15 protein-coding genes are annotated in these 11,784 nt (G+C 32.3%); 10 read left to right on the top strand and 5 right to left on the bottom strand.

All coding sequences use genetic code 11. From position 1 onward, the window contains the following. Positions 1-4: 4 nt before the first annotated feature. From ribH to hacA, 4 genes are all read right to left on the bottom strand, one after another. Positions 5-421 carry a 6,7-dimethyl-8-ribityllumazine synthase gene (ribH, locus tag IJI93_RS09835; RefSeq protein WP_292822589.1) on the bottom strand — a complete coding sequence of 139 codons (417 nt, stop codon included), beginning with the start codon at positions 419-421 and terminating at the stop codon, positions 5-7. Positions 422-565: 144 nt separating this feature from the next. Next, positions 566-1,573: an isocitrate/isopropylmalate family dehydrogenase gene (locus IJI93_RS09830; protein WP_292822587.1), complete on the bottom strand. Its 1,008-nt coding sequence runs from the start codon at positions 1,571-1,573 to the stop codon at positions 566-568. Continuing rightward, the gene (locus IJI93_RS09825) at positions 1,548-2,027 is read right to left on the bottom strand and encodes a 3-isopropylmalate dehydratase small subunit (protein WP_292822585.1); all 480 of its coding nucleotides are present in this window, start codon (positions 2,025-2,027) and stop codon (positions 1,548-1,550) included. The genes IJI93_RS09830 and IJI93_RS09825 overlap by 26 nt, the downstream gene beginning before the upstream one ends. Positions 2,028-2,031: 4 nt before the next feature. Then, the gene (gene hacA / locus IJI93_RS09820; protein ID WP_292822583.1) at positions 2,032-3,276 is read right to left on the bottom strand and encodes a homoaconitase large subunit; all 1,245 of its coding nucleotides are present in this window, start codon (positions 3,274-3,276) and stop codon (positions 2,032-2,034) included. A 97-nt stretch (positions 3,277-3,373) separates the two neighbouring features. On the opposite strand from hacA, the gene IJI93_RS09815 reads away from it, so the two are divergent. Further along, positions 3,374-4,603, top strand: a complete 1,230-nt coding sequence (locus IJI93_RS09815) for a DUF2264 domain-containing protein (RefSeq protein ID WP_394355680.1) — start codon at positions 3,374-3,376, stop codon at positions 4,601-4,603. Here IJI93_RS09815 and IJI93_RS09810 read toward each other — a convergent pair. Beyond that, entirely contained in the window at positions 4,600-5,841 is a 1,242-nt protein-coding gene (locus tag IJI93_RS09810; RefSeq protein ID WP_292822580.1) for a nucleotide sugar dehydrogenase, read from the bottom strand. The genes IJI93_RS09815 and IJI93_RS09810 overlap by 4 nt on opposite strands. Positions 5,842-5,914: 73 nt before the next feature. Here IJI93_RS09810 and rfbD point away from each other — a divergent pair, with 73 nt between their 5' ends. From rfbD to IJI93_RS09765, 9 genes are all read left to right on the top strand, one after another. Next, the gene (gene rfbD, locus IJI93_RS09805; protein WP_292822578.1) at positions 5,915-6,754 is read left to right on the top strand and encodes a dTDP-4-dehydrorhamnose reductase; all 840 of its coding nucleotides are present in this window, start codon (positions 5,915-5,917) and stop codon (positions 6,752-6,754) included. Next, positions 6,751-7,209, top strand: a complete 459-nt coding sequence (locus IJI93_RS09800; RefSeq protein WP_292822576.1) for a ribonuclease domain-containing protein — start codon at positions 6,751-6,753, stop codon at positions 7,207-7,209. The genes rfbD and IJI93_RS09800 overlap by 4 nt, the downstream gene beginning before the upstream one ends. A gap of 1 nt (position 7,210) precedes the next feature. Then, positions 7,211-7,447 (top strand): barstar family protein, encoded by a 237-nt coding sequence (locus IJI93_RS09795; protein ID WP_292822574.1) that lies wholly within the window; start codon positions 7,211-7,213, stop codon positions 7,445-7,447. Positions 7,448-7,482: 35 nt separating this feature from the next. Beyond that, positions 7,483-8,346 (top strand): glucose-1-phosphate thymidylyltransferase RfbA, encoded by an 864-nt coding sequence (rfbA, locus tag IJI93_RS09790; RefSeq protein WP_292822572.1) that lies wholly within the window; start codon positions 7,483-7,485, stop codon positions 8,344-8,346. Positions 8,347-8,355: 9 nt separating this feature from the next. Continuing rightward, positions 8,356-8,913, top strand: a complete 558-nt coding sequence (rfbC, locus tag IJI93_RS09785; protein WP_292822570.1) for a dTDP-4-dehydrorhamnose 3,5-epimerase — start codon at positions 8,356-8,358, stop codon at positions 8,911-8,913. Between the two features lie 7 nt (positions 8,914-8,920). Next, positions 8,921-9,928 (top strand): dTDP-glucose 4,6-dehydratase, encoded by a 1,008-nt coding sequence (rfbB, locus tag IJI93_RS09780; protein WP_292822568.1) that lies wholly within the window; start codon positions 8,921-8,923, stop codon positions 9,926-9,928. Positions 9,929-10,125: 197 nt separating this feature from the next. Next, positions 10,126-10,392, top strand: coding sequence for a hypothetical protein (locus IJI93_RS09775; protein ID WP_292822566.1), 267 nt, complete (start codon positions 10,126-10,128; stop codon positions 10,390-10,392). An 8-nt stretch (positions 10,393-10,400) separates the two neighbouring features. After that, positions 10,401-10,682 carry a hypothetical protein gene (locus IJI93_RS09770; protein ID WP_292822564.1) on the top strand — a complete coding sequence of 94 codons (282 nt, stop codon included), beginning with the start codon at positions 10,401-10,403 and terminating at the stop codon, positions 10,680-10,682. Between the two features lie 15 nt (positions 10,683-10,697). Next, positions 10,698-11,780, top strand: a complete 1,083-nt coding sequence (locus IJI93_RS09765; protein WP_292822562.1) for a CDP-glycerol glycerophosphotransferase family protein — start codon at positions 10,698-10,700, stop codon at positions 11,778-11,780. The last annotated feature ends 4 nt before the right edge of the window (positions 11,781-11,784 follow it).

Raw genomic sequence — 11,784 nt, 5'->3', positions numbered from 1 at the left:
ATCACTAAATTTCTTTTAATCTATCACACATTTTAATTGCTGCTTCAACTGCACTTTTTGCATTTTTAACACGTCTATGTGCATCCATTCTTGTCATTCCAGGACCAGTAATTCCTAGAGCAACTGGTGTGTCATATTCAAGAGCTAAATCAGCGATTTTACGAGATGCATGTTGTGCTACAATTTGGTCATGGTCGGTTGCACCTTCTATTACAGCACCTAAAGTAATTATTGCATCGTATTCTCCTTTTTGTAATAATTTTTTAATTACAAGTGGCATATCAAATACGCCAGGAACAGCTACTACTTTAGTAATTTCACAATCTCTATTTTTAGCTTCTGCTTTAGCTAACTCTAACATCATTTGTGTTATATCATAATTAAATTCAGCAACAACTGCTGCTATTTCATATTTTACCATTTTTTCATCTCCTATTTAAGCACCACTTTGGAATAACAAAAGTAAAAATCCTGCAACACCACTTATTACCATAATGAATATGATAAAAAGGGCTGCTAATTGCATTTTTGTTAATTTTTTGAAATTCATTTTTTTATCTCCATTTTATAAATTATTTTTAATAGCTTCAGCTACTTCAATTGTACTTGATGAGCCTCCTAAATCACTAGTTAAGGTTTCACCATCGTTTAACACTTTCAAAATTGCAGCTTCAAATTTGTCTGCCGCTTCGTTTTCACCGAGGTACCTTAACATCATAATTGATGAGAGCATCATTGCTATTGGATTAGCTTTGCCTTCACCAGCAATATCCGGTGCTGAACCGTGAACTGGTTCAAATAAAGCTCCATTTTCTCCAATATTTGCTGATGGTATTAAACCAAGTCCTCCAACGAGTCCTGCACCTTCATCAGATAATATATCACCGAATAAATTAGTAGTTACTATTACTTCAAAGTTTTGTGGTTGAGTAATTAAATACATTGCTGTTGCATCCACATAAAAATCTTCGGCTTCAATATCAGGGTATTTTTCAGCCACATCGTAGAAAATTTGTTTAAATAATCCATCACTTTTCTTTAATACATTAGCCTTATGAACTGCTGTGACTTTGCTTTTATTATTTTCTTTTGCATAATTAAAAGCATAGTCGATAATACGTTCTTCAGCTTTTTTTGTAATAATACGTTTGGCAATTGCACCATCTTCAGTTAATTCTTCTTTATTCGCAATATATAACCCTTCGGTATTTTCACGAACAATCATGAAATCAACATCATCAAATAATGCATTAGTATTAGGATAAGATTTAACAGGTCTTAGATTTGCAAACATTTTCATTTCTTGGCGTATTTTTACAATAACATCTGCAGCGGTTTCTCCTGCAGCACCAAATAAACATGCATCCGCATTTCTAATGATATCTAATGTTTCTTTAGGTAGAGGGGTGCCTGTTTTTTCACTACATTCATCACCAGCTTCACCGTAAACATAATGAAAATCGATATTTAATTCATCAAGAACTAATATAGTTGCATCCATTACTTCTTTTCCTATTCCATCTCCGGGAATAATTGCAATCTGATATTTATCTTTTGTTTTTGAGGTATTCAATTAATCCACCTTGTTCTAAAATTTCTAACATAAACGGAGGTAATTTTTTAAATGTGATAGATTCTCCATTTGCTGAGGTTATGGTTCCTTTTTCCATATCCACTTCAATTTCATCTCCATCCTCTACAAGTTTTGTGATGCCTGGAGCTTCTAAGAGAGGTACACCTACATTTGTCGCATTTCTATAAAAAATTCTTGCAAATGATTCAGCAATCACTGCGGATACTCCAACACCTTTGAGAGCTATTGGGGCATGTTCTCTAGAAGATCCGCAACCGAAGTTTGTTCCAGCCACAAGAAAATCTCCTTTTTTGCATTTTTTACTAAATTCAGCATCCAAACCTTCCATACAATGAGCTGATAATCTTTCTTCATCGGTATAAATTAAATATCTTCCAGGAATGATAATGTCAGTATCAATGTCATTTCCAAATTTCCATGCAGTTCCTTTCATAATTTCACTCCGGCGCTACAATTTTTCCTTCGATGGCTGAAGCTGCAGCAACAGCGGCAGAAGACAGATAAACTTTTCCATCAGGAGAACCTTGCCTACCTTTAAAGTTCCTATTTGAGGTAGAAAGACTTACTTCCCCCGGTCCAATAATTCCAGTATGTCCTCCAAGGCATGGTCCACAACAAGGGGCCGAAACAAGTGCTCCCGCTTCAACAAATATTTTAATTAATCCTTCATCAAGTGCTTTTGTATATACTTCTTTCGATGCTGGAATTACTAACATTCTAGTTTTATTAGCGATTTTTTTTCCTTTCAATATTTTTGCCGCATCCCTCAAATCACTGAGTCTTCCATTAGTGCAAGAACCTAAAAATACTTGGTCAAGTTCTTGGTCGACTTCACTTACAGGTTTCACGTTATCCACATGATGAGGACAGGCAACCTGCGGCTCCAAATCGCTTACATCAATGTCAATTATATTAAGAGATGATGAATCCAAGTCAGTTTTAAATACTTCATATGGCTTTTGTGAACGACTTTCTACATAACTAATTGTTTTTTCATCAGGTTCGACCAAACCAGTTTTACCACCCATTTCAATAGCCATATTTGTTAATACCATTCTATCTGAAATGCTCATATTTGAAACTGTTTCACCAGCAAATTCACAAGCTTTGTATGTTGATCCGTCGGCACCTACTTGACCTATGATATTCAAAATAACATCTTTAGCATATACATTTTCTTTTAAATTACCAGTAATATTGAATCTGTTTGTTTCAGGCACTTTAAACCATAAGTTGCCTTCTGCAAATACCATAGCCATATCAGTAGAACCAATACCAGTTGAAAAAGCTCCTAAAGCTCCATGAGTACAAGTATGTGAATCTGCACCTACAATAACTTCTCCAGGCACGACATGACCTAATTCCGGAAGAATTTGATGACATACACCAGCATTAACATCATAAAAATTTTCTATTCCTTGCTCTTTCACGAAGTTTCTCATAATAATATGATTATTAGCTGAGTCAATTGAATCGGCTGGAACCTGATGGTCAAATGGAATGACAATTTTTGATGGATCCCAAACCTTTTCAGCTCCAATCTTTTTAAAGGATTCTACAGAAAGAGGTCCGGTTAAATCATGAGTCATTGCAACATCAATATTTGCAATAATGATATCTCCAGCTTCTACTTCATCTTTTCCAGATGCTTTAGCTAATATTTTTTCAGACATTGTCGGCATATTTTCAACCTCTTAATAATGATAAATATTTTTGTTTAATAAAATATATAAACTCTTATTAATTTTAAAAATTAAGTTTTTTTAAGATTTATATATAATGTTTAATAAATTATATTTCATGAGCAAATCAATTTTTGGTAGATTTAGAAAAAAAGAAGAACCCGTTATTGAAGAGAAAACTCCTATTTTAGAAGATAGAATGGTATGGGTTTCAATATTACAAAGAATAGCTTTCCCTGTTTTGGATTCATTATCTAGCAAGTCTTTTAAGAAAAAAATGCCTTATGAGTCAATAAGTGCAGAAGGTCAGAAATTTGCATATCTTGAAGCTTTTGCTAGTGTTTTTAATGGTGTTTCTCCTTGGCTAGAATTGGGACCGGATAGCTCTGATGAAGGTCAATTAAGGGAAAAATATATACGTTTAACCTTAAGGTCCATTATAAATGCCATCAATCCGAATAGCAGTGATTTTATTTTTGTTATTGAATCTAAACAATCTTTATTTAATGTTGCTTTATTTGCTCAAGGGTTACTTCGTGCTAAAAATCAGATTTGGCTTAATTTACCGATTGAAGTACAAGCTAAAATTATTGAATATCTTAAAGAAACAAGGGTTGTAGCACCATATGAAAATCGTTGGTTGCTGTATACTGCAATGATTGAAGCTACACTTTTAGAATTCACTGGTGAATGCGATAAGGAGCGTTTAACTTATGGAGTTCATAAATTTAGGGATGAATTATATATGGGGGACGCAATTTATTCCGATGGAGAATCCTTTGAATTGAATTATTATAATAGCCTATTCATTCATCCGATGCTAAATGATATTTTAGCCGTAATGAGAAAATACGGTATTTCCGATGGTGAATTTTTAGATGTTCAGTTAATGAGGTCATCTAGATTATCCGCTCAACTTGAAAGGCTAATTTCACCTGAAGGTACATATCCTGTTGTTGGGAAATCATTATCATACCGTTGCGGCGTTTTCCACTTATTATCTCAAGCTTCACTTCTAAATATTTTACCTAGAAATATTAACCCTGCTCAAGTTAGGGCTGCGCTTACTAAAGTTTTAGTAAAGCAATTCCAAAGTAATCATAATTTTAACTCTGAAGGATGGTTAATTATTGGATTAAACGGTTCTCAATTTGATATAGCAGAAAAAAATATTAATACTGGTAGCCTTTATTTATGCTGTTTAATATTTTTATGTTTGGGATTGGATTCAGAACATAGTTTCTGGAGTTCACCATCTGCTGAATGGACTAGTTTAAAAGCATGGAATGGCAAAAAAGTACAACCGGACCAACCAATAGATTTTTAATTTAGCTTATACAAGTTCCCGTAATTATATAATGTAATTCCACTTGGAACTTCATTTATTATATTTTTTGTATCGAATACAACTGGATTTTTCATATTTTTTGAGATTAAATCAAAATCGATGGTTTTAAATTCATTATGGTCACATAAAATTAAAATTAAATCGGCATCTTTTGAAGCATCATCAAGACTTACAAAATCATCATTTTTAATGTGAGGGTCGTGTATTGCTATATCGAATCCGTCCTGTTTCAATTTAGTTATAATTTCATAAGCAGGGCTTTCCCTGTCATCTCCTGTATTTCCTTTATAGGATACTCCAAGTATTGCAATTTTACCCTTTGAAACAATTTTTTTCACATTTTCACAAACAAAATCAGGCATTGAATTATTTGTGTCACGAGCTAACTTGATAATTTTTGCAGTTTCTGGGGCTTTTGCATAAATGAAGTAAGGATCAATTGCAAGGCAATGCCCTCCTACACCTGGCCCAGGGGAGTGCAAGTTTACTCTTGGATGTTTATTTGCCATTTTTATAACGTCTAGGGCATTAACACCAATTTTAGCGCAAATTTTTGCAAGCTCATTAGCAAGAGCAATATTAACATCTCTAAATGTATTTTCCATACATTTTGACAGTTCTGCAGTTTTTGCTTCAGTCAACATTAAGTCTCCTTCAACAAATTGCCCATAAACTTCACAGGCTTTTTTTGAGCATTCAGGAGTGACTCCACCAATAATTCTATCATTATGAACTAATTCTTCAAGTATTTTCCCTGGAAGAACCCTTTCAGGGCAATGCGCGAGATATAAATCCTTACCAATTGTAAAACCTGCTTTTTCAAATATAGGTTTTATAGTCTCATCGGTTGACATTGGAGCTATTGTTGATTCAATAATAACAGTGTTTCCTTTCTCTAAATAGGGGAGAATGGATTCACATGCTGTAATAACATAACTTAAATCACAGCTATAATTTTCAATTATATAGGGTGTTGGGACTGTAATAATGAATGCATCAGCTTTTTGAGGAGTTAGGGAAGCACTATATACATTATTTTCAACGGCATTTTTGATTATTTCAGCGATTCCTGGTTCTTCGATGTGAATTATGCCCTGGTTTAATTTATTGACAATTTCTTCATTAACATCTACACCAACAACTTCGCAATGATTTCTAGTGAAAAGGGCAGCTGTTGGAAGACCAATATATCCTTGACCAATAATACATACTTTCATGGTTCTAACTCCTTTCTTTTAAATATGAAGTATAATATATACTTTAACATATATTAATGTTTTAAGTGATATTATGAAAATTCTAATCACGGGTTCAAATGGAATGTTAGGCAATGATTTAATTGAAGTTTTAAAGGACAATCATGAATTGATTCTTACAACGTCTAAATCATTGGATATTACTGATAAAACTCATGTTGTAGATTTTATTTGTGAAAACAAACCTGACATTGTTATTAATTCGGCCGCATATACTAATGTTGACGGATGTGAAGAAAACCAGGAAACTGCATTTATGATCAATGGAGAGGGTGTTAAAAACTTGGCTTTGGGATGCAGCAAAATCAATTGTCCATTGGTTCATATAAGTACGGATTATGTTTTCAATGGTGAAAATACGGTCCCTTGGGTTGAAGATGATGAAACTGGTCCTATTAGCGTTTACGGAAAAAGCAAATTGAAAGGCGAAGAGGCAATATTGGAAATTCTTGATAAGTTTTTCATTATTAGGACCGCCTGGTTATATGGACTTAATGGTGGCAATTTCCCAAAAACCATGTTGGAATTAGCAAAAAACCATTCAGAAATCACTGTTGTGTATGATGAGGTTGGAACACCTACCTATACTTTAGATTTGGCTGAAGCTATTTCACAACTTATTGAAACGGATTATTATGGGATTTATCATATAACTAATTCAGGAAGTTGCTCTTGGTGCGAATTTGCAAAATACATATTCAATGTGGCTGAAAAGAATGTAAAAGTTATACCAGTTACAGCTTCAGAATTTGCAAGACCTGCTCCAAGACCACATTATTCAGTATTGGAAAATAAAAAATGGGTTGATAATGGATTTAAACCCCTTAGAAATTATAAAGAAGCCGTTAAAGAGTATATTGAGTTGATAAAATGAACAAAAAAATAGCATTTATCCTTGCATTAATTATTGCTTTATTTTTAATGGGTTCTGTTAGTGCGGGATTTTTTGATTTTTTAAATTTTGGGGATGATTCGGATTCTTCAATTGATGTAAATGTTACAGAAGATGGCCAATATTGTACTGTTGATGAAGTGGCTGCTTATATTAAAGAGTATCATAAGCTTCCAAGTAATTATATTACAAAAAAGGAGGCACAGGCATTGGGCTGGCAGGGAGGACCACTTAAAAAATATGCTCCTGGAAAAAGCATTGGTGGGGATATATTTACCAATAGACAGCATATCCTCCCGGATAGTGATTATAAATACATAGAATGTGATATTAATGCTAATGGAACCAGTCGTGGGGCTGAAAGGATAGTTTATAATACGGGAGACTTTAAAGTATATTATACTGATGATCATTATAAGACATTCAGAGAGGTTTAAAATGAAGCTAGACGGAAATTTAATTAAAGAAATGGGTCATGACTATTTAAAAGATGCATTAAATTTCCCGGATTATTATGGAAAAAATTTAGATGCGTTGTATGATTGCTTATGTGAAATTGGGGTAGAAACAGAAATTGTTTTGATTAACGGTAGTGAAGTTTCTTCGGATTTAATCGATACTTTTATTGATGCGGCTAGTGAAAATGACTTTTTGAAATTTAGATGTGAATCATGATATTTTTAAATTAAATGAAAAATATAAGTGATATTATGAAAGGTATAGTGCTTGCAGGTGGTTCAGGAACACGTCTTTATCCTATTACAAAAGCAGTTTCTAAACAGTTACTGCCTTTATATGATAAGCCAATGATTTATTATCCAATTTCTGTATTGATGCTTGCAGGAATTAAGGAAATACTTATTATTTCTACTCCTAGAGATTTACCTGCCTATAAAGAGTTGTTAGGGGATGGCAGCAATTTTGGAATAAAATTTTCATATGAAGTTCAGGAAAATCCAAACGGGCTTGCTGAAGCATTTATTGTGGGTGAAGATTTCATTGGTGATGACAATGTTGCATTGATTTTAGGAGACAATATATTTCATGGCCACAGATTTACAGAAATATTAAAAAGAGCCATGGAATTAAAAGAAGGTGCAGTAATATTTGGATATTATACCAATAATCCCGAAGCTTTTGGAGTTGTTGAATTTGACAGTGAATGGAATGTTTTATCCATTGAAGAAAAACCGGATAATCCTAAATCTAATTATGTAGTTCCCGGACTTTATTTTTATGACAATGATGTAATTGAAATTGCAAAAAATGTAAAGCCATCTGATAGGGGTGAAATCGAAATTACTTCTGTTAATGAGGTTTATCTTAAACGTGGAAAACTTAAAGTTGAGCTTCTAGGAAGAGGTATGGCTTGGCTTGATACAGGAACCCATGCTGGTCTTTTAGAGGCTTCAAACTTTATTGAGACTATTCAAAAAAGGCAGGGTTTATATATAGCTTGTCTTGAAGAGATTGCTTATATGAAGGGATATATTTCAAAAGAGCAATTATTAAAAACAGCTGAAGAGCTTAAAAAAACTGCTTATGGTCAATATTTATTTAATTTAGCTAAATAAGGTGATAAAGTGGGTAAATTTAAATTTACTGATACAGGTATAGAGGGGATGTTTATAGTTGAACCCACAGTATTTGAAGATAATCGTGGGTATTTCATGGAAACTTACAATGAGAATGATTTTAAGGATGCAGGTTATGATTTAACATTTGTACAGGATAATCAATCAAAATCATCAAAAGGTGTATTGAGAGGCCTTCATTTGCAAGTCAAATACCCTCAGGGTAAATTAGTTCGCGTCATAAAAGGTAAAGTTTTTGATGTTGGTGTAGACTTAAGAGCCGATTCTGAAACTTATGGAAAATGGTTTGGAGCTATTTTGTCTGATGAAAATAAAAAACAGTTATTTATTCCCCCTAAATTCGCTCATGGCTTTCTAGTATTGTCAGATGAGGCTGAATTTGTATATAAATGCACAGAATTTTATCATGGCGAAGATGAAAGTGGAATTATGTGGAATGATGAAGATATTGGTATTGACTGGCCTTTAGATGACATTGATGAAGTAATATTGTCTGATAAGGATAAGGAATGGCTTACCTTAAAAGAATCTCAAATAAAATATTAGTGATATTATGACAAATGTTTTAGTTACTGGTGGAGCGGGATTTATTGGAAGCAATTTTGTAAAGTATATGGTAGATAAATATCCTGATTACAACATTATTAATTTGGATGCTTTAACTTATTGCGGCAATCTTGAAAATTTAAAAGATATAGAAAATAAAGAGAATTATTCCTTTGTTAAAGGGGATATTAGAGATAAGTCAATTGTCGATGATTTAGTAAGAAAATGCAATTATGTTATTAATTTTGCTGCTGAAAGTCATGTTGACAGAAGCATTTCAGATCCGGAAATATTTATCAAATCAAATGTTTTGGGAACACAAGTTCTTTTAAATGCTGCAAAGGAGTTTGGTGTTGAAAAATATATTCAGATTTCAACAGATGAGGTTTATGGAACATTAGGTGAAAGCGGTTATTTTACAGAAAATTCCCCTATTCAGCCTAACAGTCCTTATTCAGCTTCTAAAGCCGGTGGAGATTTGATTACACGGGCATACTATGAAACATTCGATTTACCTTTAAATATTACCCGTTGTTCAAATAATTATGGTCCTTATCAATTTCCTGAAAAATTAATTCCCTTAATGATTTCCAATGCATTGGAAGATAAAAAATTGCCTATTTATGGCGATGGCAAAAACATTAGGGATTGGTTGCATGTTTATGACCACTGCACAGCTATTGATTTAGTATTGCATGAAGGAAAACTTGGTGAAGTTTATAATATTGGTGGAAACAATGAAAAACAAAATATTGAGATTGTTAAACTAATATTAAATGAATTGGGTAAGGATGAATCCTTAATTGAATTCGTATCTGATAGGTTAGGGCATGATAGGCGTTATGCTATCGATTCAACAAAAATCCAAAGGGATTTGGGCTGGAAACCTAAATATACTTTTGAAACAGGGATAAAAGAGACAATCAATTGGTATCTAAATAATTTGGATTGGATTGACCAGGTTAAAAGTGGAGAATATCAGGAATACTATAAAAAAATGTATTCTAATAGATAGTTACACTGGAAATTTATTCCTTCTCCATATTTTTTTATACTTTTTTTAATAATCTATATAAATTTTTTTTATTTTTTTTGTAAAGTTGAATATTTTAAGTTTTTTCATTGTTAGGATAGTTTTATATATTATTATTGTTTAATTTTAATTGTACAATAAATCAAGCAATTTGGTTTATTTAGGGAAATGGTGATTGGATGTTAGAACAATATTTGCCTTTTGTAGGACTAATCATATTTGGGAATATTGAGAATTTAGTTCTATCTTCTCAAGGTGTTGTTGCTGGTGTAAACCCGGTAAAATTAGGCATTGCTAGTATAATTTGTGTTAGTTGTTGGTTGATAATTGGAACTTTTGGAACTCAGCTATTAATTAACTATGTTGATTTTATCAATTTTATTGGTGGATTTGCAATATTTGTTTTAGGTCTCCAAGCAATGTATGAATCAGTATTTCATAATTAGGTGATTATATGATGGGGGAATTAAAACCGTTTTTAATATTGTTGGTTTTTGGTAACATTGAAAACTTAATCCTAGCGGCACAGGGCGTTGCTGCTTCTGTTAATCCGGTAGGACTTTCTATGTTAAGTTTACTTGCAGTTATTCTATGGTTATCGGTGGGGACATTTGGTACAAAAATGGCTATGAAATATGCTAGATATATTAATTTCATAGGCGGTCTTGCAATATTTATTTTAGGTGTTCAGGCAATGTTGGAGTCCATACCTGGGATTTTGGCATTCTTTCACTAATTGATTTTGATTTTTATGAAATATATTAAACATAAACTTTACGGGAGTTTATTTAATTTATTCAAAGTTTTCCCCATCAATGAAAATAAAATCACGTTCATAATAGATTCGGGAGAGTCTTTTAAGGGCAATTTGGATTACATTAAAAAAGAATTTGAAAAAAGAGGAAATTTTGAATTTAACTTTTTTTACAAGGATAAGATATCTTTCAATGCTTTTAAAAATTTGGCAACATCAAAATACGTGTTTTTAAATGACAACTTTTTTCCAATTGCTTTCATGAATTTTAAAAATCAAACGAAGGTAGTTCAGCTTTGGCATGCACCAGGAGCTTCTAAAAAATTTGGTGGATCTGTTGTGAGTGGTGATGATATTTTAATGCTTTCAAAAATTAGTAAAAATACAGATTATCTGATTTCATCCTCTAAAAAAATTGAAAATTATTATGCGGAGGCATTTCAAATTGATAAGTCAAAAATAAAGCCTTTAGGTCTTCCAAGAATTGATTATTATTTCGAAAATCATAATTTAAAAAAGTTAAAAGAGGATTTTTCTAAAAAATATGGTATAAATCCCCAAAAGAAAATAATTCTTTATGCTCCAACTTTTAGGGAGGAAAAACAATATAATGATGTATTCAATTTTTTGGATTTAAAAAAATTTAATGAAGTTTTGGGCAGTGATTATGTTCTGGCTTTAAGGCTTCACCCTAAAATTAAAGATTTCTACAAAGAGACTATAGAATCCCGTGAAGAATATATTGACTGTAGTGATTATCCTTCAGAACAGGAGCTGATGATGTTAAGTGATATTTTAATCACGGATTATTCTTCCATTATGATAGAATTTGGAATTTTAGATAAACCGATAATATTTTTTGTATATGATTTAGATAATTATTTACAAACAGAAAGAGGATTTTATTACGATTTTAAAAAAACCGTTCCAGGAAAATTAGTATACGACTCAGATGAATTAATCAATGCAATTAAAAACAATGACTTTGATAAAGATAAAATACCAGGTTTCATTAAAACCCAATTTGATGCAATTGATGGCAAATCATCCAAGCGCGTCGTTGATTTCCTTTTAGATTAAGGTA

It is taken from the genome of Methanobrevibacter sp., assembly GCF_017431965.1.
In the GTDB taxonomy this organism is placed as follows: domain Archaea; phylum Methanobacteriota; class Methanobacteria; order Methanobacteriales; family Methanobacteriaceae; genus Methanocatella.
This window is presented reverse-complemented; position numbering and strand designations above follow the sequence as displayed.